Source organism: Pseudomonas sp. TE3552 (assembly GCF_056278945.1).
In genome coordinates, this window is sequence record NZ_JBWBQJ010000001.1 from 106,398 (window position 1) to 128,227 (window position 21,830).

The 21,830-nt window shown below is 60.5% G+C and carries 19 protein-coding genes; 16 read left to right on the forward strand and 3 right to left on the reverse strand.

Going from position 1 to position 21,830, the window contains the following annotated elements; translation table 11 throughout:
- The first annotated feature begins 20 nt into the window (after window positions 1–20).
- The 16 genes from mraZ to lpxC all read left to right on the forward strand — a co-directional run bounded on the left by mraZ (window position 21) and on the right by lpxC (window position 17,847).
- The gene (gene mraZ, locus ACZ9BB_RS00510; protein WP_007917012.1) at window positions 21–476 is read left to right on the forward strand and encodes a division/cell wall cluster transcriptional repressor MraZ; all 456 of its coding nucleotides are present in this window, start codon (window positions 21–23) and stop codon (window positions 474–476) included.
- Window positions 473–1,420 carry a 16S rRNA (cytosine(1402)-N(4))-methyltransferase RsmH gene (rsmH, locus tag ACZ9BB_RS00515; protein WP_476212082.1) on the forward strand — a complete coding sequence of 316 codons (948 nt, stop codon included), beginning with the start codon at window positions 473–475 and terminating at the stop codon, window positions 1,418–1,420. The genes mraZ and rsmH overlap by 4 nt, the downstream gene beginning before the upstream one ends.
- Window positions 1,417–1,710 carry a cell division protein FtsL gene (gene ftsL, locus ACZ9BB_RS00520; RefSeq protein WP_003205353.1) on the forward strand — a complete coding sequence of 98 codons (294 nt, stop codon included), beginning with the start codon at window positions 1,417–1,419 and terminating at the stop codon, window positions 1,708–1,710. The genes rsmH and ftsL overlap by 4 nt, the downstream gene beginning before the upstream one ends.
- Window positions 1,710–3,449, forward strand: coding sequence for a peptidoglycan D,D-transpeptidase FtsI family protein (locus ACZ9BB_RS00525; protein ID WP_476218162.1), 1,740 nt, complete (start codon window positions 1,710–1,712; stop codon window positions 3,447–3,449). The genes ftsL and ACZ9BB_RS00525 overlap by 1 nt, the downstream gene beginning before the upstream one ends.
- Window positions 3,449–4,912 carry a UDP-N-acetylmuramoyl-L-alanyl-D-glutamate--2,6-diaminopimelate ligase gene (locus tag ACZ9BB_RS00530; RefSeq protein WP_476212083.1) on the forward strand — a complete coding sequence of 488 codons (1,464 nt, stop codon included), beginning with the start codon at window positions 3,449–3,451 and terminating at the stop codon, window positions 4,910–4,912. Before ACZ9BB_RS00525 ends, ACZ9BB_RS00530 begins: the two co-directional genes overlap by 1 nt.
- Window positions 4,905–6,272, forward strand: coding sequence for a UDP-N-acetylmuramoyl-tripeptide--D-alanyl-D-alanine ligase (locus ACZ9BB_RS00535; protein WP_476212084.1), 1,368 nt, complete (start codon window positions 4,905–4,907; stop codon window positions 6,270–6,272). The genes ACZ9BB_RS00530 and ACZ9BB_RS00535 overlap by 8 nt, the downstream gene beginning before the upstream one ends.
- Window positions 6,272–7,354 (forward strand): phospho-N-acetylmuramoyl-pentapeptide-transferase, encoded by a 1,083-nt coding sequence (gene mraY / locus ACZ9BB_RS00540; RefSeq protein WP_007939841.1) that lies wholly within the window; start codon window positions 6,272–6,274, stop codon window positions 7,352–7,354. Before ACZ9BB_RS00535 ends, mraY begins: the two co-directional genes overlap by 1 nt.
- A gap of 5 nt (window positions 7,355–7,359) precedes the next feature.
- Window positions 7,360–8,706 (forward strand): UDP-N-acetylmuramoyl-L-alanine--D-glutamate ligase, encoded by a 1,347-nt coding sequence (gene murD / locus ACZ9BB_RS00545; protein ID WP_476212085.1) that lies wholly within the window; start codon window positions 7,360–7,362, stop codon window positions 8,704–8,706.
- Window positions 8,703–9,920: a putative lipid II flippase FtsW gene (gene ftsW / locus ACZ9BB_RS00550; RefSeq protein WP_476212086.1), complete on the forward strand. Its 1,218-nt coding sequence runs from the start codon at window positions 8,703–8,705 to the stop codon at window positions 9,918–9,920. The genes murD and ftsW overlap by 4 nt, the downstream gene beginning before the upstream one ends.
- The gene (gene murG, locus ACZ9BB_RS00555) at window positions 9,910–10,980 is read left to right on the forward strand and encodes an undecaprenyldiphospho-muramoylpentapeptide beta-N-acetylglucosaminyltransferase (protein WP_007904335.1); all 1,071 of its coding nucleotides are present in this window, start codon (window positions 9,910–9,912) and stop codon (window positions 10,978–10,980) included. Before ftsW ends, murG begins: the two co-directional genes overlap by 11 nt.
- Window positions 10,973–12,433: a UDP-N-acetylmuramate--L-alanine ligase gene (gene murC, locus ACZ9BB_RS00560; protein ID WP_476212087.1), complete on the forward strand. Its 1,461-nt coding sequence runs from the start codon at window positions 10,973–10,975 to the stop codon at window positions 12,431–12,433. The genes murG and murC overlap by 8 nt, the downstream gene beginning before the upstream one ends.
- Window positions 12,430–13,413, forward strand: a complete 984-nt coding sequence (locus tag ACZ9BB_RS00565) for a D-alanine--D-alanine ligase (RefSeq protein ID WP_476212088.1) — start codon at window positions 12,430–12,432, stop codon at window positions 13,411–13,413. The genes murC and ACZ9BB_RS00565 overlap by 4 nt, the downstream gene beginning before the upstream one ends.
- Before the next feature lie 4 nt (window positions 13,414–13,417).
- The gene (locus ACZ9BB_RS00570) at window positions 13,418–14,284 is read left to right on the forward strand and encodes a cell division protein FtsQ/DivIB (protein ID WP_476212089.1); all 867 of its coding nucleotides are present in this window, start codon (window positions 13,418–13,420) and stop codon (window positions 14,282–14,284) included.
- Between the two features lie 15 nt (window positions 14,285–14,299).
- Window positions 14,300–15,559, forward strand: a complete 1,260-nt coding sequence (gene ftsA / locus ACZ9BB_RS00575) for a cell division protein FtsA (protein ID WP_476212090.1) — start codon at window positions 14,300–14,302, stop codon at window positions 15,557–15,559.
- Between the two features lie 70 nt (window positions 15,560–15,629).
- The gene (gene ftsZ / locus ACZ9BB_RS00580) at window positions 15,630–16,823 is read left to right on the forward strand and encodes a cell division protein FtsZ (protein ID WP_476212091.1); all 1,194 of its coding nucleotides are present in this window, start codon (window positions 15,630–15,632) and stop codon (window positions 16,821–16,823) included.
- Window positions 16,824–16,935: 112 nt separating this feature from the next.
- The gene (gene lpxC / locus ACZ9BB_RS00585) at window positions 16,936–17,847 is read left to right on the forward strand and encodes a UDP-3-O-acyl-N-acetylglucosamine deacetylase (RefSeq protein WP_007939852.1); all 912 of its coding nucleotides are present in this window, start codon (window positions 16,936–16,938) and stop codon (window positions 17,845–17,847) included.
- Window positions 17,848–17,950: 103 nt separating this feature from the next.
- On the opposite strand, the gene ACZ9BB_RS00590 is transcribed toward lpxC, so the two are convergent.
- From ACZ9BB_RS00590 to ACZ9BB_RS00600, 3 genes are all read right to left on the reverse strand, one after another.
- Window positions 17,951–19,444: a sensor domain-containing diguanylate cyclase gene (locus ACZ9BB_RS00590; RefSeq protein WP_476212092.1), complete on the reverse strand. Its 1,494-nt coding sequence runs from the start codon at window positions 19,442–19,444 to the stop codon at window positions 17,951–17,953.
- Between the two features lie 347 nt (window positions 19,445–19,791).
- Complete coding sequence (locus ACZ9BB_RS00595; protein WP_476212093.1) at window positions 19,792–21,156, reverse strand: heavy metal sensor histidine kinase; 1,365 nt, start codon at window positions 21,154–21,156, stop codon at window positions 19,792–19,794.
- Window positions 21,146–21,823 (reverse strand): heavy metal response regulator transcription factor, encoded by a 678-nt coding sequence (locus ACZ9BB_RS00600; protein ID WP_476212094.1) that lies wholly within the window; start codon window positions 21,821–21,823, stop codon window positions 21,146–21,148. Before ACZ9BB_RS00600 ends, ACZ9BB_RS00595 begins: the two co-directional genes overlap by 11 nt.
- Between the last annotated feature and the right edge of the window lie 7 nt (window positions 21,824–21,830).

Sequence of the window (21,830 nt, forward strand, 5' to 3'; positions counted from 1 at the left end):
ATATTTGGAGAAACGCAGACGTGTTTCGCGGAGCTAACGCTATCAGTCTCGATGCAAAGGGCCGTCTCGCTATGCCGAGCCGGTACCGTGACGAGCTCGATTCGCGTAGCTCCGGTCAATTAATCGTCACCATCGATGCCGTTGATCCGTGTTTGTGTGTGTATCCCCTCGATGAGTGGGAAATTATCGAAACCAAACTGCGCGCACTGCCTTCGCTTCGCGAAGAAAACCGCCGCCTGCAACGCTTACTGATTGGTAATGCCGTCGACCTCGAGCTCGATGGCAGTGGTCGTTTTCTGGTTCCGCCGCGTCTTCGCGAATATGCCAAGTTGGATAAGCGCGCAATGTTGGTTGGCCAACTGAACAAGTTCCAATTGTGGGACGAGGATGCCTGGAATGCGGTTTCTGCCGCTGACCTGGCTGCTATTCAACAACCGGGCGCCATGCCTGATGAACTGCGTGATTTGATCCTGTGACTATTGATAGCGGCTTTAACCACATCACCGTACTGCTTGACGAAGCCGTCGAGGCTCTTGCCGTACGTCCTGATGGCTGCTATCTGGACGGTACGTTCGGACGCGGCGGGCACAGTCGGTTGATCCTCAGTCAGCTCGGGCCCGATGGTCGGTTGCTCGGATTCGACAAAGATCCTCAAGCGATTGCCACCGGGCAAACGCTAGCGGCCGAAGACGGCCGCTTTGTCGTTGTACAGCGCAGCTTTGCCGAGCTCGGTTCGGAAGTCGCCGAACGCGGTCTGGCCGGCAAGGTCAGCGGTGTTCTGCTGGACCTCGGCGTGTCTTCACCGCAGCTCGACGACCCGGAGCGCGGCTTCAGCTTCCTCAACGATGGTCCGTTGGACATGCGCATGGACCCGTCCCGCGGGATCAGCGCTGCCGAATTCGTCAACACTGCGCCGGTGGAAGAAATCGCCCGGGTGTTCAAGGAATACGGCGAAGAGCGTTTCTCCGGTCGCATGGCGCGTGCCGTGGCCGAGCGTCGCGACATCAAGCCGTTTGAGCGTACCGCCGATCTGGCTGAAGTGCTGAAAGTCGCCAACCCGGCGTGGGAAAAGGGCAAGAACCCGGCCACCCGTGCATTCCAGGGCTTGCGTATTCACGTCAACAACGAACTGGGCGATCTGGAAGCCGGCCTCGAAGCGGCGCTGGAATGCCTGGAAGTGGGCGGCCGTCTGGTCGTCATCAGTTTCCACTCGCTGGAAGACCGCATCGTCAAACTGTTCATGCGCAAACTGGTGAAAGGCGAGTCCGACAACCTGCCGCGCAACTTGCCGGTACGTCACGTCGCCTTCGAACCGAAAATCAAAATCCATGGCAAAGCGCAGTCCGCCTCCGAGGCCGAACTCAAAGCCAACCCACGTTCCCGTAGCGCCATCATGCGCGTCGCGGAGAAGCTGCGGTGAGTAAGCTTTTCGCCAAGCCACTTCCTGGCGGAAGCTTTTTCATGCTGCTGCTGTTTATCGGCGTACTCGTGTCTGCCATTGGCGTGTCCTATAGCGCGCACTGGAACCGTCAGTTGCTCAATTCGCTGTACAACGAGTTGAGCGTGCGCGACAAGGCGCAGGCGGAGTGGGGCCGGTTGATTCTCGAACAGAGCACCTGGACCGCCCACAGCCGTATCGAAGTGTTGGCGACCGAGCAGCTGAAGATGCGCATTCCTGGCGCCGCTGAAGTGCAGATGGTGGCGCCATGATGAAACTTGAAGGCGCACTCTTTCCATGGCGGTTCCGTCTGGTGCTGGGCTTGCTCGGCATCATGGTGGCGGCGATTTCCTGGCGCATCATTGATCTGCAAGTGGTCGACCGTGACTTCCTTAAAGGTCAGGGCGATGCGCGCAGTGTTCGTCATATTCCGATTCCGGCTCACCGTGGTCTGATCACCGACCGCAACGGCGAGCCGTTGGCCGTGAGTACCCCGGTTACCACTCTGTGGGCCAACGCCAAGGAAATGCAGCTGGCCAAAGAGAAATGGCCGGCACTGGCGGCTGCCCTGGGGCAGGATCCCAAAGCCCTGGCCGAACGTCTCGAAGCCCAGGCCAACAAAGAATTCATTTATCTGGTGCGCGGATTGACCCCCGAGCAGGGCCAGGCTGTGCTCGATCTGAAGGTGCCGGGCGTTTATGGCATCGAAGAATTCCGGCGTTTCTACCCGGCCGGTGAAGTCACCGCCCACATGGTCGGCTTTACCGACATCGACGATCACGGGCGCGAAGGCGTCGAGCTGGCCTACGACGAATGGCTGGCCGGGGTGCCCGGCAAGCGGCAGGTGATCAAGGACCGGCGGGGCCGCCTGATCAAGGATGTCCAAGTCACCAAAAACGCCAAGGCCGGCAAGCCCTTGGCGTTGTCCATTGACCTGCGTCTGCAGTACCTGGCCAACCGCGAGCTGCGTAACGCGATCATCGAGAACGGCGCCAAGGCCGGCAGCCTGGTGATCATGGACGTGAAGACCGGCGAGATCCTCGCCATGGTCAACCAGCCGACCTACAACCCGAACAACCGTCGCAACCTGCAACCGGCGATGATGCGCAACCGCGCGATGATCGACGTGTTCGAGCCGGGTTCGACCATGAAAGCGATCTCCATGAGCGCCGCGATCGAAACCGGGCGCTGGAAACCGAGCGACACCGTCGAGGTGTACCCGGGCAGCTTGCAGATTGGTAAATACACCATCAAGGACGTATCCAAGACAGAGGGCCCGGTGCTCGACCTGACCGGCATTCTGATCAACTCCAGTAACGTCGGCATGAGCAAGGTCGCGTTCGATATTGGCGGCGAAACGATTTTCCGTCTGGCGCAGAAAGTCGGCCTCGGCCAGGACACCGGCCTGGGTTTCCCGGGCGAACGCGTCGGCAACCTGCCGAACTACCGCGAGTGGCGCAAGGCTGAAACCGCGACGCTGTCCTATGGCTACGGTATTTCCGTGACCGCGATCCAGTTGGTCCACGCCTTCTCGGCCCTGGCTAACAACGGTCGCCTCGCGCCGCTGACCCTGATCAAAACCGACAAGGCGCCGCAAACCACCCAGGTGTTGCCGGAAGCGGTCGCGAAAACCATGCAAACCATGCTGCAACAAGTGATCGAAGCCCCGCGCGGTGTATTCCGTGCGCAGGTACCGGCGTATCACGTGGGCGGCAAGTCGGGTACCGCGCGTAAAACGTCGGTCGGAACCAAAGGCTACGCCGAGAACTCCTACCGCTCGCTGTTCGCCGGTTTCGGCCCGATGAGCGACCCGCGTTACGCGATCGTGGTGGTGATCGATGAACCGACCAAGGCCGGTTACTTCGGTGGTCTGGTATCGGCACCGGTGTTCAGCAAAGTGATGTCCGGGACCCTGCGCCTGATGAACATCTCCCCGGACAACCTGCCAGCCACTCAACAAGCGAACGCCGCACCGGTGGTTCCGCTGAAAGCTAATGGAGGGCGCGGCTGATGTCGCTGAGCCTGAACAAGATTTTTGCCCACGCCGGCCGCGATCTGTTGATCCGCGAATTGGCGCTGGACAGCCGTAACGTACGGGCAGGTGATTTGTTCCTTGCGGTCCCTGGTGGCAAGTTCGACGGTCGTGCGCACATCGCCGATGCCTTGCAACGCGGCGCTGCTGCGGTGGCTTATGAGGTCGAAGGCGCGACCGTTCTGCCGATCACCGATGTACCACTGATTCCGGTCAAAGGCCTGGCGGCGCAGCTGTCGGACATCGCCGGGCGCTTTTATGGCGACCCGAGCCGCCACCTCAACCTGATCGGCGTGACCGGCACCAATGGCAAGACCAGCGTGACCCAGTTGGTCGCCCAGGCACTCGACCTGCTCGGTCAGCACTGCGGCATCGTTGGCACCCTGGGCTCCGGTTTCCATGGCGCGCTGGAAAGCGGCCTGCACACCACGCCGAATCCGATTGCGGTGCAAGCGACCCTTGCCGACCTGAAAAAGGCCGGCGCCAAAGCCGTGGCCATGGAAGTCTCTTCCCACGGACTGGATCAAGGTCGCGTGAGCGCGTTGGCCTTCAATGTGGCGGTGATGACCAACCTGTCGCGCGATCACCTGGATTACCACGGCACCATGCAGGCTTATGGCGAAACCAAGGCCAAGTTGTTTGCCTGGAATGATCTGAAGTGCCGGGTGGTCAACCTCGACGACGATTTCGGTCGGCAACTGGCCGCCGATAAAGGCGAGTCGCGCCTGATCACTTACAGCCTTGAAGACTCCAGCGCCTACCTGTATTGCCGTCAGGCGCAGTTTGACGACGAAGGCGTGCGCGCCACGTTGGTCACACCGCAAGGCGAGCATCATTTGCGCAGCACCTTGCTCGGCCGTTTCAACCTGAGCAACGTGTTGGCCGCCGTCGGTGCCTTGCTCGGTCTGGACTATGCGCTGGACGAAATTCTCAAAGTACTGCCGAAGCTCGAAGGTCCGGCGGGTCGCATGCAGCGTATGGGCGGCGGTACCCAGCCATTGGTGGTGGTCGATTACGCCCACACACCGGATGCGCTGGAAAAAGTCTTGATGGCCCTGCGTCCTCACGCCAAAGGCCGATTGCTGTGCCTGTTCGGTTGCGGTGGTGATCGCGATCGCGGCAAGCGCCCGCTGATGGCGGAAGTGGTCGAGCGTCTGGCCGATGGCGTACTGGTCACCGACGACAACCCGCGCACCGAAGACCCTACGGTGATTTTCGATGACATCCGTGCCGGTTTCACCGCTGTGGATAAAGTCACCTTCGTCCCCGGCCGTGGCCAGGCGATTGCCCAATTGATCGCCAGTGCATCGGCCGATGACGTGATTGTCCTGGCCGGTAAAGGTCATGAGGACTATCAGGAAATCAACGGCGAGCGCCACGCTTTCTCCGATCTGGTCGAGGCCGATCATGCCCTGACCGCGTGGGAGGTGGCCCATGCTTAAAGCCTTGAAACTGAGCGAGCTGACCGGCGCACTGAATGCCCGTCTGATCTCCAGCGATGCCAGCTTCGATGGCGTCAGCATCGACAGTCGCGCGATCGAGCCCGGCCAGCTGTTCATTGCCTTGGCCGGCCCGCGTTTCGATGGTCATGACTATCTCAACGATGTTGCCGCCAAAGGGGCCGTGGGGGCGTTGGTCGAGCGCGAAGTCGCCGACAGCGCGCTGCCGCAACTACTGGTCAAGGACACCCGCCAGGCCCTCGGCCAGCTCGGTGCGCTGAGTCGCGCAGCGTTCACTCACCCGGTCGCGGCCATTACCGGTTCCAGCGGCAAGACTACGGTCAAGGAAATGCTGGCGAGCATCCTGCGCACTCGCGGTCCGGTGCTGGCGACCCGTGGCAACCTGAACAACGACCTCGGTGTTCCGCTGACTCTGCTCGAACTGGCCCCGGAGCACACCGCGGCGGTCATCGAGCTGGGGGCTTCACGGCTCGGCGAGATTGCCTACACCGTTGCCATGACCAAACCGCATGTCGCCGTGCTGAACAATGCCGGCACTGCCCACGTCGGCGAGTTCGGCGGCCCGGAAAAAATCGTCGAGGCCAAGGGCGAGATCATTGAAGGGCTGGATGCCTCGGGCATCGCCGTTCTGAATCTCGACGACAAGGCGTTCCCGATCTGGAAGGCCCGTGCCGCTGCCCGACGGGTGCTGAGTTTCTCTCAGCTGGATGCCACTGCAGATTTCCATGCCAGTTTCATCGTTTCCGATGCGCGCGGCTGCCCTGCATTCGAACTGCACACGCCGCAAGGTATTGCCCGGATTCAGTTGAACCTGCTCGGCGGGCACAACGTTACCAACGCAGTCGCCGCCGCCGCTGCCGCTCACGCCCTGGGCGTGTCCTTGTCGCATATCGCTTCGGGGCTCAATGCGGTGCAACCGGTCAAGGGGCGTGCCGTGGCGCAATTGGCGACTAACGGCATGCGCGTGATCGATGACACATACAACGCGAACCCCACCTCCATGTGCGCCGCCGTTGATATACTCGCCGGCTTTTCTGGTCGCACCGTTTTGGTGCTCGGAGATATCGGCGAGTTGGGCGCGTGGGCAGAGCAGGGGCACCGCGATGTGGGCGAGTACGCCCGCGGCAAGGTTTCCGCGCTTTACGCCGTCGGGCCAATGATGGCTCACGCCGTGAACGCTTTCGGCGAGCAGGCCTTTCACTTCAGCACACAGGCTGAACTGATCAAGGCCCTGGAAGCCGAGCAGGACACAAACACCACCATTTTGATCAAGGGCTCGCGCAGCGCTGCGATGGAAAACATCGTTGCCGCTTTGTGCGGGACCAGTCTGGAGAAACATTAATGCTGCTGCTGCTAGCGGAGTATCTGCAACAGTTCTACAAAGGCTTCGCGGTCTTTCAGTACCTGACCCTGCGCGGGATCCTCGGTGTGCTGACCGCGCTGGTCTTGTCGCTGTGCTATGGCCCGTGGATGATCCGCACTTTGCAGAACCGTCAGATCGGTCAATCCGTTCGTAACGACGGCCCGCAATCGCACCTGTCCAAGTCGGGCACCCCGACCATGGGCGGCGCGCTGATTCTTTCGTCCATCGGTGTCAGCACCTTGCTCTGGGCTGACCTGGCCAATCGTTACGTCTGGGTCGTGTTGTTGGTGACCCTGCTGTTCGGTGCCATCGGCTGGGTCGACGACTACCGTAAAGTCATCGAGAAAAACTCTCGCGGCCTGCCTAGCCGCTGGAAGTATTTCTGGCAGTCGGTGTTCGGCCTGGGCGCGGCGATCTTCCTTTATATGACCGCAGCGACGCCGGTGGAAACCACCCTGATCCTGCCAATGCTCAAGGACTACAGCATTCCGTTGGGCGCAGGTTTCATTGTCCTGACCTATTTCGTGATTGTCGGCTCGAGCAACGCGGTCAACCTGACCGACGGCCTCGACGGCCTGGCGATCATGCCCACGGTGATGGTCGGCGGTGGCTTGGGGATCTTCTGCTACCTGTCGGGTAACGTGAAATTCGCCGAGTACCTGCTGATTCCTTACGTGCCAGGTGCGGGTGAGTTGATCGTGTTCTGCGGTGCTTTGATCGGCGCGGGCCTGGGTTTCCTCTGGTTCAACACCTATCCGGCACAGGTTTTCATGGGCGACGTCGGCGCACTGGCGCTGGGCGCGGCCCTGGGCACCATTGCGGTGATCGTCCGCCAGGAAATCGTCCTGTTCATCATGGGCGGCGTGTTCGTGATGGAAACCCTGTCAGTGGTCATTCAGGTTGCCTCCTTTAAGCTGACCGGTCGCCGTGTGTTCCGCATGGCACCGATTCACCACCACTTTGAACTCAAGGGCTGGCCCGAGCCACGCGTGATCGTCCGTTTCTGGATCATCACCGTGATTCTCGTGTTGATCGGCCTTGCCACCCTGAAGCTGAGGTAGAACGAGTGTCTCTGATCGCTTCTGACCACTTCCGCATCGTTGTCGGCCTCGGCAAGAGCGGCATGTCCCTGGTTCGCTTCCTGGCGAACCGGGGCGTGTCGTTTGCTGTCGCCGATACGCGGGAAAATCCACCGGAACTGGCCACGCTCAAGCGTGACTATCCGCACGTGGAAGTGCGTTGTGGCGAGCTGGACGTCGAGTTCCTGTGCCGTGCCGACGAGCTCTACGTGAGCCCCGGCCTGGCGCTGGCGACCCCGGCCCTGCAGGCTGCCGCCGCCCGTGGCGTGAAATTGTCCGGCGACATCGAGCTGTTCGCGCGTAACGCGAAGGCGCCGATTGTCGCCATCAGCGGTTCCAACGCCAAAAGCACCGTTACCACCCTGGTTGGTGAGATGGCGGCAGCGGCGGGCAAGCGTGTCGCCGTTGGTGGCAATCTCGGCACGCCGGCGCTGGATTTACTCAGCGATGACGTTGAGTTGTACGTGATGGAACTGTCGAGTTTCCAGCTGGAAACCACCGATCAACTCAACGCCGAAGTGGCGACCGTACTCAACATCAGCGAAGACCACATGGACCGCTACAGTGGTCTGCCGGCCTATCACCTGGCCAAGCACCGGATTTTCCGGGGGGCGAGGCAGTTTGTGGTCAACCGTCAGGACGCCTTGAGCCGTCCGCTGATGGGTGAAGGTCAGCCATGCTGGACCTTCGGTTTGAACAAACCCGACTTCAAGGCCTTCGGCATCCGGGAAGAGGATGGCGAGAAGTGCCTGGCCTTCGAATTCCAGAACCTGATGCCGGTGCGCGAGTTGAAAGTTCGTGGCGCGCATAACCAGTCCAACGCCCTCGCGGCATTGGCGCTCGGCCACGCCGTCGGCCTGCCGTTCGACGCCATGCTTTCGGCCCTGCGCAATTTCGCCGGGCTCGAGCATCGCTGCCAGTGGGTCCGTGACCTCAATGGCGTGAGCTACTACAACGATTCCAAAGCCACCAACGTTGGCGCCGCACTGGCGGCCATCGAAGGGTTGGGCGCGGACATCGACGGCAAACTCGTGCTGATCGCCGGTGGCGATGGCAAGGGGGCCGAATTCAAGGATTTGCGTGATCCGGTGGCGGCCAACTGCCGCGCCGTCATTTTGATGGGCCGTGATTCCGACAAGATCGGCGAGGCCATCGGCGATGCCGTGCCACTGATTCGCGTTGGCTCGCTGATCGAAGCGGTCGAGCAATGCCGCGCTATCGCCCAGCCGGGCGACGCGGTGCTGCTGTCGCCGGCCTGCGCCAGTTTCGACATGTTCAAGAACTACGAAGATCGCGGTCATCAGTTTGTCCGCGCCGTGGAGGACTTGGCATGAGCTTGAGAAACATCATCAAGCCGTACCCGTCGCCGATTATCACCGGGCGCGGCATCGACCTCGATTTCCCGATGCTCGCCGGCTGCCTGGCGCTGCTCGGCCTGGGTCTGGTCATGATTGCATCGGCCTCGACAGAAGTGGCGGCGGTGCAGTCGGGCAGTGCCTTTTATTACATGATTCGCCACCTTATATACGTGGTGCTGGGCCTTGGTGCCTGCGTCGTCACCCTGATGATTCCGATCGCGACCTGGCAACGCCTGGGCTGGTTGATGCTGATTGGTGCGTTCGGTTTGCTGGTGATGGTGATCATCCCCGGGATCGGCCGTGAAGTGAACGGTTCGATGCGCTGGATCGGCTTCAGTTTCTTCAACGTTCAGCCTTCCGAGATCGCCAAGGTGTTTGTGGTGATCTACCTCGCCGGTTATCTGGTGCGTCGCCAGAAAGAAGTGCGTGAAAGCTGGATGGGCTTCTTCAAGCCTTTCATCGTGCTGCTGCCGATGGCGGGTCTGTTGCTGATGGAACCAGACTTCGGTGCCACCGTCGTGATGATGGGGGCTGCTGCGGCGATGCTGTTCCTGGGCGGCGTCGGGCTGTTCCGTTTTTCCTTGATGGTGGTCCTGGCTGTCGCGGCGGTGGTGTTGTTGATTCAAATGCAGCCGTATCGAATGGCGCGCCTGACCAACTTTGCCGATCCGTGGGCCGACCAGTTCGGTGCTGGTTATCAGCTGTCTCAAGCCTTGATCGCTTTCGGTCGCGGCGAATGGCTGGGCGTTGGCCTGGGCAACAGTGTGCAGAAACAGTTCTACCTGCCGGAAGCCCACACCGACTTCGTGTTCTCGGTCCTGGCCGAAGAGCTGGGCGCGGTGGGTTCTTTGTGCACGGTGGCGCTGTTCGTCTTTGTTTGTATTCGTGGCATGTACATCGGTTATTGGGCCGAGAAGGCCAAGCAGTTCTTTGCCGCCTACATCGCGTACGGCCTGTCGTTCCTGTGGATTGGTCAGTTCCTGATCAACATCGGGGTGAACGTCGGGCTGCTGCCAACCAAGGGGCTGACCCTGCCATTCCTCAGTTATGGCGGCAGTTCGTTGGTGATCTGCTGTGCCTGTCTTGGCTTGTTGCTGCGTATCGAGTGGGAGAGTCGAACCCACCTGGGCAGCGAAGAGATGGAATTCCATGAGAGCGACTTCGCCGAGGAGCCGAGCCATGGGCGCTAACGTACTGATCATGGCCGGCGGCACCGGGGGCCACGTGTTCCCGGCGCTGGCCTGCGCTCGCGAGTTCCAGGCCCGCGGTTACACCGTGCACTGGCTCGGTACGCCGCGCGGGATCGAAAACGATCTGGTGCCGGCAGCCGGTCTTCAATTGCATCGGATCAATGCCAGCGGTTTGCGTGGCAAGGGCAAGTTGTCCCTGCTCAAGGCACCGTTCATGTTGCTCAAGTCGATCTGGCAGGCGCGGGCGATCATCCGTCAGCTGCGGCCAGTCTGCGTGGTCGGTTTCGGTGGTTATGTGACCGGCCCTGGCGGCGTCGCAGCCAAACTGGCCGGCGTGCCGGTGATCGTTCATGAGCAGAACGCCGTGGCCGGTACCGCCAATCGGTTGCTGGTGCCGTTGGCCGCCCGAGTCTGTGAAGCGTTCCCCGACACCTTTACCCTGTCGAACAGCCGTCGGACCACCGGTAACCCGGTGCGCACCGAGCTGTTCCTCGAAACACCGCGACCAGCCCTAGCTGGTCGCAAGGCGCGTTTACTGATCCTGGGCGGAAGCCTGGGCGCAGAGCCGTTGAACAAGTTGCTGCCTGAAGCCCTGTCGCAAGTCGCCCCCGACCTGCGCCCGGACGTGTTTCATCAGGCCGGCAAAAACCACGATGAGGTGACTGCAGAGCGCTATCGCGCGGCTGGCGTCGAGGCGCAAGTGCAGCCTTTCATCAAAGACATGGCCCAAGCCTATGGCTGGGCCGACCTGGTGGTGTGCCGCGCAGGTGCGCTGACCATCAGTGAACTGGCCGCCGCCGGTCTGCCCTCGATGCTGGTGCCTTTGCCCCACGCGATCGACGATCACCAGACCCGCAACGCCGATTATTTGGCCCGCGAAGGCGCTGCCTTCCTGATGCCGCAAAGAACGACTGGCGCAGCGGATCTTGCCGCTCGCCTGACAGAGGTCTTGATGCAACCGCAACGACTCAACGACATGGCCACCGCGGCACGCCGCCTGGCCAAACCCGATGCCACCCGTAACGTGGTCGATACTTGCCTGGAGGTGGCCCATGGTTGAAAACAAGAAAGCCATGCCACAACCGGAAATGCGCCGCATCCGTCGCATCCACTTCGTCGGTATCGGCGGCGTGGGCATGTGCGGCATTGCCGAAGTGTTGCTGAACCTGGGCTATGAAGTGTCCGGTTCCGACCTGAAAGCATCGCCGGTGACTGAGCGTCTCGAATCCTTCGGTGCCCACGTCTATATCGGCCACCGTGCCGAGAACGCTGCGAACGCCGATGTGCTGGTCACTTCCAGTGCCGTGAACACCTCCAACCCGGAAGTCGCCACCGCCCTGGAACGCCGGATTCCGGTGGTGCCGCGGGCCGAGATGCTGGCCGAGCTGATGCGCTACCGCCACGGCATCGCCGTCGCCGGTACCCACGGCAAAACCACCACCACCAGCCTGATCGCTTCGGTGTTCGCCGCCGGTGGCCTGGACCCGACGTTCGTCATTGGTGGCCGTCTGAATGCCGCGGGCACCAATGCCCAGCTCGGCACCAGCCGCTACCTGATCGCCGAAGCCGATGAAAGCGATGCCAGCTTCCTGCACCTGCAGCCGCTGGTGGCCGTGGTCACCAACATCGACGCCGATCACATGGCGACCTACGACGGTGACTTCAACAAACTGAAGAAAACCTTCGTCGAGTTCCTGCACAACCTGCCGTTCTACGGTCTGGCGGTGGTGTGCCTGGACGATCCGGTGGTGCGTGAAATCCTGCCGCAGGTGAAACGTCCGACGGTCACTTACGGTTTCGGCGATGACTGCGACGTGCGCGCCATCAATGTGCGCCAGCAAGGCATGCAGACCTTCTTTACCGTGCTGCGTCCTGACCGCGAGCCGCTGGATGTCTCGGTGAACATGCCGGGTAACCACAACGTGCTTAACGCGCTGGCAACCATCTGCATCGCCACCGACGAAGGTGTCAGCGATGAAGCCATTGTCCAGGGCCTGTCCGGGTTCCAGGGTGTCGGTCGCCGCTTCCAGGTGTACGGCGAACTGCAGGTTGAAGACGGTAGCGTGATGCTGGTGGACGACTACGGTCACCACCCGACCGAAGTCGCGGCCGTGATCAAAGCCGTACGCGGTGGCTGGCCGGAGCGCCGTCTGGTGATGGTCTACCAGCCGCACCGTTACAGCCGCACACGCGATCTGTACGACGATTTCGTCAATGTACTGGCCGACGCCAACGTCTTGCTGCTGATGGAAGTCTACCCGGCTGGCGAAGAGCCGATTCCGGGCGCCGACAGCCGCAAGCTGTGCAACAGCATCCGTCAGCGCGGTCAGCTCGACCCGATCTACATCGAGCGCGGCGTCGACCTTGCGCCGATCGTCAAGCCGCTGCTGCGTGCCGGCGACATTCTGCTGTGCCAGGGCGCCGGTGATATCGGCGGTCTCGCACCCAAACTGTTGAACAGTCCGTTGTTTGCCGGAGCCGTTGCTGCACCGGTTGAGGGGAAGTTGAAATGACTGCTGCTTACGCCAACCTCGTCTCCACTATTGCGCCGAAAGACTTCGGTCGCGTCGCCGTGCTGTTCGGCGGCAAGAGTGCCGAACGTGAAGTGTCCCTGAAGTCGGGTAACGCGGTGCTCGAAGCACTGCAAAGCGCCGGTGTGGACGCGTTCGGTCTTGATGTGGGCGATGACCTTCTGCAGCGTCTGCTGAACGAAAAAATCGACCGCGCCTTCATCATCCTCCACGGTCGTGGCGGTGAAGACGGCAGCATGCAGGGCTTGCTCGAGTGCCTGGGCATTCCGTACACCGGCAGCGGCATCCTGGCCTCGGCACTGGCCATGGACAAACTGCGCACCAAGCAGGTCTGGCACAGCCTCGGTATTCCGACGCCACGCCACGCGGTACTGAGCTCTGAGGCCGATTGTATTTCGGCGGCCACGGAACTGGGCTTCCCGTTGATCGTCAAACCGGCCCATGAAGGTTCCAGTATCGGGATGGCCAAAGTGACTTCCGCACCCGAGTTGATCGAGGCGTGGAAAGCGGCCAGTACCTACGATTCGCAAGTGTTGGTCGAGCAATGGATTCACGGTCCGGAGTTCACCATCGCCACCCTGCGTGACCAGGTGTTGCCACCGATTGCCCTGGGCACGACGCACAGTTTCTACGACTACGACGCCAAGTACGTGGCTTCCGATACCCAGTACCGGATCCCGTGTGGCCTGGACAGCAACAAAGAAAAAGAACTCATGGACCTCACGGCCAAGGCTTGTGAGGCGCTGGGTATCGCCGGTTGGGGCAGGGCAGACGTGATGCAGGACGCCGACGGGCAGTTCTGGTTCCTGGAAGTCAATACCGCACCGGGCATGACCGATCACAGCCTGGTGCCGATGGCGGCCCGTGCCGCCGGCCTGGATTTCCAGCAACTGGTTCTGGCGATTCTGGCCGCCAGTGTTACCGGCAACGCTGCCGGTAACCAAGAGCCGACAAGAGGTTAAGACCATGCAAGGCGCACAGCTACGTCATCAGCCCTCCGCACCCGGCCGCAAGCCGGTGCCGCGGGGTGCCAGCCGAATGGTGGCCAAAGAGCCGATGTCTGCGCGCCTGCCGAAAGCCAACTTTGGTTTTCTGAAAAGCCTGTTCTGGCCCGTGCTGCTGGTCGCGCTGGGGTTCGGCACTTACGAAGGCGCACAGCGTTTGCTGCCGTACGCCGACCGGCCGATCACCAAAATCGCGGTGCAGGGTGATTTGAGTTACATCAGCCAGCAAGCGGTGCAGCAGCGGATCGCCCCGTACGTGGCGTCGAGCTTCTTCACCATCGACCTGGCGAGCATGCGCACCGAGCTTGAACAGATGCCATGGATTGCCCACGCCGAAGTGCGTCGGGTGTGGCCGGATCAGGTAGTGATTCGCCTGGAAGAACAACTGCCGGTAGCCCGTTGGGGTGATGAGTCGCTGTTGAACAACCAGGGACAGGCGTTCACCCCGCGCGAGCTGGCGAACTACGAACACCTGCCGCAGCTGTTCGGCCCACAGCGGGCTCAGCAGCAAGTGATGCAGCAATATCAGGTACTGAGCCAGATGCTCAGGCCATTGGGCTTCTCGATTGCACGCCTGGAGTTGCGTGAACGAGGCAGCTGGTTCCTGACCACCGGCGCCGGCAGCGCGGGCCCGGGAATCGAACTGCTGCTGGGACGCGGCAACCTGGTGGAAAAGATGCGCCGCTTCATCGCCATCTATGACAAGACGCTCAAAGAGCAGATTACGAACATTGCGCGCATCGATCTGCGCTACGCCAACGGCCTGGCCGTTGGCTGGCGGGAACCTGTAGCGCCGACGACAGCCCAACCCGCTGTCGCGAAGAATTAAGAAGAGGCAGGACCCATGGCAAACGTGCAAAGCGGCAAAATGATCGTCGGTCTCGATATCGGTACCTCCAAGGTGGTGGCACTGGTAGGCGAGGTCGCGGACGATGGCACGCTCGAAATCGTCGGGATCGGTACTCACCCGTCCCGCGGCCTGAAAAAAGGCGTAGTGGTGAACATCGAGTCCACCGTCCAGTCGATCCAGCGCGCGATCGAAGAAGCGCAGCTGATGGCCGGTTGCCGGATCCATTCGGCATTCGTCGGCGTGGCCGGTAATCACATCCGCAGCCTGAACTCCCACGGCATCGTGGCGATTCGTGATCGCGAAGTCAGCTCCGCCGACCTCGAGCGCGTCCTTGATGCAGCCCAGGCTGTGGCAATTCCGGCTGACCAGCGTGTGCTGCACACCCTGCCGCAGGATTACGTGATCGATAACCAGGAAGGCGTTCGCGAGCCGCTGGGCATGTCCGGCGTGCGTCTGGAAGCCAAGGTTCACGTGGTTACCTGCGCCGTCAACGCCGCACAGAACATTGAAAAATGCGTGCGCCGCTGCGGCCTGGAAATCGACGACATCATTCTCGAGCAACTGGCTTCCGCCTATTCGGTGCTGACCGACGACGAGAAAGAACTGGGCGTATGCCTGGTGGACATCGGCGGCGGTACCACCGACATCGCGATCTTCACCGAAGGCGCGATCCGCCACACCGCGGTGATCCCGATTGCCGGTGACCAGGTGACCAACGACATCGCCATGGCGTTGCGCACTCCGACCCAGTACGCCGAAGAAATCAAGATTCGCTACGCCTGCGCCCTGGCCAAACTGGCCGGTGCCGGCGAAACCATCAAGGTGCCGAGTGTCGGCGACCGTCCACCGCGCGAGCTGTCCCGTCAGGCCCTGGCCGAAGTGGTCGAGCCGCGTTACGACGAGCTGTTCACCCTGATCCAGGCCGAACTGCGTCGCAGCGGCTACGAAGATCTGATCCCGGCCGGCATCGTGCTGACTGGCGGTACATCGAAGATGGAAGGCGCCGTGGAACTGGCCGAGGAAATCTTCCACATGCCGGTTCGCCTGGGCGTGCCCCATGGCGTCAAGGGCCTGGACGACGTGGTCCGCAACCCGATCTATTCCACTGGCGTTGGCCTGTTGATGTACGGCCTGCAGAAGCAGTCCGACGGGATTTCGTTCTCGGGCATCGGTAGCCGCGACAGCTACAGCAATGACGAACCGAAAGCCGCCTTGCTCGATCGCCTCAAGAGCTGGGTACAAGGCAATTTCTAAAGCTTTACCGCGACACCGTTGTAGAGACAGCAGTAGGCGAAAAAAACTAGAGAACGTAAGGAGAGGGAAAATGTTCGAACTCGTAGACAACATCCCCGCAAGCCCGGTAATTAAAGTTATCGGTGTTGGCGGTGGCGGCGGCAACGCTGTCAATCACATGGTCAAGAGCAACATTGAAGGCGTTGAATTCATCTGCGCCAACACTGATGCCCAGGCGCTGAAAAGCATCAGTGCGCGGACCATCCTGCAACTGGGTACCAGCGTGACCAAAGGTCTGGGCGCTGGTGCCAACCCTGAAGTAGGTCGTCAGGCCGCTCTCGAAGACCGTGAGCGCATTGCCGAAGTCCTGCAGGGCACCAACATGGTGTTCATCACCACCGGCATGGGCGGTGGTACCGGTACCGGTGCTGCGCCAATCATCGCCGAAGTGGCCAAGGAAATGGGGATCCTCACCGTTGCGGTGGTGACCCGTCCGTTCCCGTTCGAAGGTCGCAAGCGCATGCAGCTCGCCGACGAAGGTATTCGTCTGCTGTCTGAAAGCGTCGACTCGTTGATCACCATTCCCAACGAGAAGCTGCTGACCATCCTCGGTAAAGACGCAAGCCTCTTGTCGGCTTTCGCCAAGGCCGACGATGTACTGGCCGGTGCCGTTCGCGGTATCTCCGACATCATCAAGCGTCCGGGCATGATCAACGTCGACTTTGCCGACGTACGTACCGTGATGAGCGAAATGGGCATGGCGATGATGGGCACTGGCTGCGCCAGCGGTCCGAACCGTGCACGCGAAGCCACCGAAGCGGCCATTCGCAACCCGTTGCTCGAAGACGTGAACCTGCAAGGTGCACGCGGCATCCTGGTGAATATCACCGCCGGTCCTGACCTGTCCCTGGGTGAGTACTCCGACGTGGGTAGCATCATCGAAGCCTTCGCTTCCGAGCACGCGATGGTCAAGGTCGGTACCGTTATCGATCCGGACATGCGCGACGAGCTGCACGTGACTGTGGTTGCCACAGGTCTGGGCGCTAAAATCGAGAAACCTGTGAAGGTCATCGACAACACCGTTCACACCTCCATGGCTGCCCAGCCGCAACAACAAGCCCCTGTTCGTCAGGAACAGCCTGCGGTGAACTACCGTGACCTGGACCGTCCGACCGTCATGCGCAACCAGGCTCAGGCCGGTGCTGCGACTGCCGCGAAGATGAACCCGCAAGATGATCTAGACTATCTGGACATCCCGGCTTTCCTGCGTCGTCAGGCCGATTGATGAAATGTATCAGGGGTATTAGGGTGATTGGTGTTCAGCAAAGGTCTGGTCTGCTATCATCGCCAGCCTTTGTTGATACCAGTTCGCAATTTGCGCTGAAGCGGCCCATGCCATGATTAAACAACGCACCCTGAAGAATATTATCCGTGCCACAGGTGTCGGCCTGCACTCCGGGGAGAAGGTCTACCTGACCCTCAAGCCAGCGCCTGTCGATACTGGCATTGTGTTTTGTCGTGCTGACCTCGACCCAGTGGTGCAGATTCCTGCCCGCGCGGAAAACGTTGGCGAAACCACTATGTCGACCACACTGGTTAACGGTGATGTCAAAGTGGACACGGTGGAGCACTTGCTCTCGGCCATGGCTGGCCTGGGCATCGATAACGCCTACGTCGAGCTCTCCGCGTCCGAAGTCCCGATCATGGATGGTAGCGCTGGACCCTTCGTATTCCTGATTCAATCGGCCGGCCTGGAAGAGCAGGACGCCGCCAAGAAGTTCATCCGGATCCTGCGGGAAGTGACAGTGGAAGACGGCGACAAGCGCGCCACTTTCGTCCCTTTCGAAGGTTTCAAAGTGAGCTTCGAGATCGATTTCGATCACCCGGTTTTCCGTGACCGCACACAAAGTGCAAGCGTGGATTTTTCCAGCACTTCGTTCGTAAAAGAAGTCAGCCGCGCGCGTACCTTTGGCTTCATGAGTGATATCGAGTACCTGCGCAAGCACAACCTCGCACTCGGCGGCAGCGTTGAAAACGCCATTGTGGTCGACGCGGATGGTGTACTGAACGAAGACGGCCTTCGCTATGAAGACGAATTCGTGAAGCACAAGATCCTCGATGCGATTGGTGACCTCTACCTGCTGGGCAATAGCCTGATTGGTGAGTTCAAGGGCTTCAAGTCCGGACATGCATTGAACAACCAGCTGCTGCGCAAGTTGATTGAGCAGACAGATGCTTGGGAAGTCGTGACTTTCGAAGACGCCAGCACCGCACCGATCTCTTACATGCGTCCTGTTGCGGCCGTGTAAGCAAAAAACCTCTCTAGTTTTTTAAAGGCCACCTTTGGGTGGCCTTTTTTTTTTACGTGGGCGGGAAAGTACTGGGGGGCCAGTCGCCACTCCGAAGACTTCACTACGCAGCGACCACCCGATTACGCCCACTTTCCTTGGCCTGATACAGCGCCTTGTCCGCCAAAAACAGCAACTGCTCCAGGCTGATATCGGTTGCCGTCGTCCAGGTACTGATACCGATACTGACAGTAATCGGAGAATCATCATCCCCCACCAACGGCAACTGCTCGACCGCTGCACGGATGTTGTCGGCAATCTGTTGCGCGCCGCTGCTGTCGGTTTCAGCCAGGATCACCGAAAACTCCTCGCCACCGTAACGGGCAACCAGATCCGCCGGCCGTCGAACGTGGCTGCCGATGACCTTGGCCACCAAGCGTAAGGCGTCGTCGCCGCCCTGATGACCATGGCGATCATTGAATGCCTTGAAGTGATCGACATCGATCATCAGCATCGACAACGGCTGGCCGGAGCGTTGAGCGCGAAACCACTCATGGCGCAGGGCCTGATCCAGGGTTCGGCGGTTGGCCAGACCGGTCAAGGGATCGGTGGCGGCCAGTTGTGCCAATTCCAGCTCGGCACTTTGGCGCCGACGCAGTTCCCGGCAGAGCAACCAGGTCAGCCACAGCAAGCTCACACACAGGGCAATAGTGGCAAAGCTGACCACCACCGCAGTACGTTTCCAGGCCGAAAAGACTTCATCGCTGGACAGTGCAACGATGACGATCAACGGCAAGTTCCCGACTTTGGAGAAGGTGTACAAGCGCTTGTCATGGTATCGATCGGACATGCTGGTGAAGCTGCCGTTGCCTTCTTTGACGATGCGCTGGAAATTGGGGCGGTTACTGAAGTTCTTGCCGATCAGCTCTTCGGCCAGACGTGGTTGCTGAGCCAGAAGAGTTCCGTCCTTGCTGATCAGATTGACCGTACTGTCACGACCGATGTTCAAACTGTTGAATAACTGATCGAAGTAACTCAAACGCATGGCCGCTTCGGCCACGCCCAGGAACTCGCCCCGGGTGCCGTTCAGCCGGCGGCTGAAACTGATGCGCCAATCCTGTTCCGGCGACCTGGCCCTGAAGGGGCGACTGATGAACATGCCCGGGTCCGGGTTGTTCACATGGGACTCGAAGTATTCACGATCGGCATAGTTGCCCTGCCGGGGCTCCACCGAGGCCGAGTCGGCGATCACGTCACCGTTATTATCGAGCAACAATATGTTGCCCTTGTACGGCGCGGCAGTGGCGCGGTCGAAATAGGCCAGATGGCGAATGGCTGGGGAAACATTCTTCAGATCTTCACGCTGGGAAGCAGCGATCAAACCCAGCAAGGACACGTCATAGAGTTCGACATTGCGCAGCACATCGGCGTCGATCAATTGCACGATGTTGTTGGCGGCGCGAGCGGCGGACAATTCGGCATTGGCGCGTTCGCGGATCAGCAGGAACGCCACGATGCTCAGAATCGCAATCACCAACAATAAACTGCCGAAAATCAGAAGCCGCTCCGACCGCGTTGAACGGATCGGATCGCCAGATTTCGCACTGCTCACACTCATGGTTCTGACTTCTGCAAATAAGGCGTTAAAAAGTTCTTTTACAAGAATCGGGCAGAGTCCCAGAAACCAGTCGCGTCCAGAGGCGACTATATAAATCCCGGATAAAAAAAAGGCCAGCAAAACATGCTGGCCTTTTGCTAATTGGAGCTTAGAAGACATTCTGTGGGGAGTCGACCATTACCCGATCTTGATGGTTTGGTATTTTTGTGGCGAGGGAGCTTGCTCCCGCTCGGCTGCGCAGCAGTCGTAAACTGGCTTGCGCGGTGTGCACGATGTAACGCGGTTTAGGGGCCGCTTCGCAGCCCAGCGCGAGCAAGCTCGCTCGCCACAGGGATCGGGGTGGGGGGTTAAACCGGGAGGTGAATGCCGAAGGTATTCATCCCATGGTCACTGCGCACAAACACATCCCCGCCATGCATCAGCGCAATCGCCTTGACGATCGCCAGCCCCAGGCCGTGGTTGTTGCCGCTGTTGCTGCGCGACGCATCGACCCGGTAGAAACGCTCGAACAGTCGCGGCAGGTGTTCGCTGGCAATCGGCGATCCCGGGTTGGCGACGCCGATGCTGACTTGATGCTCCTCGACTTCGATTCGCACCTCAATCACTTGCCCGGGTTCGGTGTGCTGCACCGCGTTGCTCAGCAAGTTGATCAATGCCCGGCGCAGATGGGCGATCTCGATTCGCACCTGCGCATCGCCACTGACTTCAACCTGAACCTGCGCATCTTCAAGAATGAAGTCCAGATACTCCAACGTCGTCGCCACTTCATCGGCCAGAGAGGTGGACGTCAGTTTAGTGGCCTTGCTGCCCTGGTCGGCGCTGGCGAGGAACAGCATGTCGTTGATGATCGAGCGCAGCCGTTCGAGCTCTTCGAGGTTCGATTGCAGCACTTCGAAATAATGTTCGGCTGAACGCCCACGGGTCAGCGCAACCTGGGTCTGGCCGATCAGGTTGGTCAGCGGCGAGCGCAGTTCATGGGCCACGTCGGCGTTGAACGATTCCAGACGCGAGTAGGCCTGTTCGACCCGCTCCAGTGTGGCGTTGAACGAACTGACGAACTGGTTCAGTTCCGGTGGCAATGGCGACAGTTGCAGGCGACCGGACAGCCGCGGTGGCGCCAGGCGTTGGGCTTCCTGCGACAACTTGATCAGCGGCTTGAGGCCGATCCGCGCTACCCAATAACCGAGTAGCGAGGCCAGCAATACCCCAATGATCGCCAGGCTGATCAGGGCGATCAGCAAGTGGTGCTGCGTCTCGTAAAAGGTTTCGGTGTCGATGCCGATCAAAAAGCGCAGCGGTGGCCGCTGGTCCTTGGCCGGCAGCGCGGTGACCAGCACTTTCAGCGGGTACGGATGGTCGGGCAACACCATGTCGCGCATGCCCAACGGGCCTTGGGCGAACGCGCGGATTGGTGCGTCGGGTTGGCCGTATTCATAACCGGGATTGCCACTGACCACCCAGAAGCGAATGCGCTTGTCTTCTTCGCTCAGCAACTTGAGCTTGGCGTTGATCTTCACCCAATGCTCGGGTGTGCCATAACGGTTGAGCGCCGATTCGAGCACGCTGTAGCGGGCGTCGAGTTCGGCTTCGGGCAGCAGGCCCAAGCCCTTGTCGACCTGTTGATACAGCGCACCGCCAATCAACAGGAACACCAAAAGCGCCACCAGCGTAAACATCCCGCTCAGGCGCAGGGCAATGCTATTACTGGACACCACGGCTCTCCAGCACATAACCCATGCCACGAATCGTGTGCAGCAGTTTCTCTTCGAACGGCCCGTCGAGCTTGGCCCGCAGGCGTTTGATCGCGACCTCGACCACGTTGGCGTCGCTGTCGAAATTGATGTCCCAGACCATCTCGGCGATGGCGGTTTTCGAGAGGATTTCCCCTTGCCGCCGCGCCAGGACGCTGAGCAGCGAAAACTCCTTGGCGGTCAGGTCCAGGCGTGTGCCGGCGCGGGTGGCCTTGCGGCTGATCAAATCTATCCACAGATCGGCGATGCTCACCTGCACCGGTTCATGGCCGCCGCTACGGCGGGTCAGCGCTTGCAGGCGCGCCACCAGTTCGAGGAAGGAAAACGGTTTGCCGAGGTAATCGTCGGCACCATCGCGCAGGCCTTTGATGCGGTCTTCAACCCGTTCGCGGGCGGTGAGCATGATCACCGGGGTTTGTTTGCGTGCCCGCAGCGCACGCAATACGCCAAAGCCGTCGAGGCCCGGCAACATGACGTCGAGGACAATCACTGCGTAATCGCTTTCCAGCGCCAGGTGCAGGCCTTCGACGCCATCGCCGGCCAGGTCCACGGTGTAGCCCTGTTCCGTCAAACCACGGTGCAGATAGTCCGCGGTTTTTTCTTCGTCTTCGATAATCAGAACGCGCATGACCCCG

Coding starts and splice junctions, on each gene's coding strand:
- ACZ9BB_RS00600 (WP_476212094.1), bottom strand. CDS start 21,823: ATGCGCGTTCTGATTATCGAAGACGAAGAAAAAACCGCGGACTATCTG.
- mraY (WP_007939841.1), top strand. CDS start 6,272: ATGCTGCTGCTGCTAGCGGAGTATCTGCAACAGTTCTACAAAGGCTTC.
- ACZ9BB_RS00565 (WP_476212088.1), top strand. CDS start 12,430: ATGACTGCTGCTTACGCCAACCTCGTCTCCACTATTGCGCCGAAAGAC.
- ACZ9BB_RS00570 (WP_476212089.1), top strand. CDS start 13,418: ATGCAAGGCGCACAGCTACGTCATCAGCCCTCCGCACCCGGCCGCAAG.
- ftsW (WP_476212086.1), top strand. CDS start 8,703: ATGAGCTTGAGAAACATCATCAAGCCGTACCCGTCGCCGATTATCACC.
- murC (WP_476212087.1), top strand. CDS start 10,973: ATGGTTGAAAACAAGAAAGCCATGCCACAACCGGAAATGCGCCGCATC.
- ACZ9BB_RS00525 (WP_476218162.1), top strand. CDS start 1,710: ATGAAACTTGAAGGCGCACTCTTTCCATGGCGGTTCCGTCTGGTGCTG.
- ftsA (WP_476212090.1), top strand. CDS start 14,300: ATGGCAAACGTGCAAAGCGGCAAAATGATCGTCGGTCTCGATATCGGT.
- lpxC (WP_007939852.1), top strand. CDS start 16,936: ATGATTAAACAACGCACCCTGAAGAATATTATCCGTGCCACAGGTGTC.
- ACZ9BB_RS00535 (WP_476212084.1), top strand. CDS start 4,905: ATGCTTAAAGCCTTGAAACTGAGCGAGCTGACCGGCGCACTGAATGCC.
- murG (WP_007904335.1), top strand. CDS start 9,910: ATGGGCGCTAACGTACTGATCATGGCCGGCGGCACCGGGGGCCACGTG.
- ftsZ (WP_476212091.1), top strand. CDS start 15,630: ATGTTCGAACTCGTAGACAACATCCCCGCAAGCCCGGTAATTAAAGTT.
- ACZ9BB_RS00530 (WP_476212083.1), top strand. CDS start 3,449: ATGTCGCTGAGCCTGAACAAGATTTTTGCCCACGCCGGCCGCGATCTG.
- ACZ9BB_RS00590 (WP_476212092.1), bottom strand. CDS start 19,444: ATGAGTGTGAGCAGTGCGAAATCTGGCGATCCGATCCGTTCAACGCGG.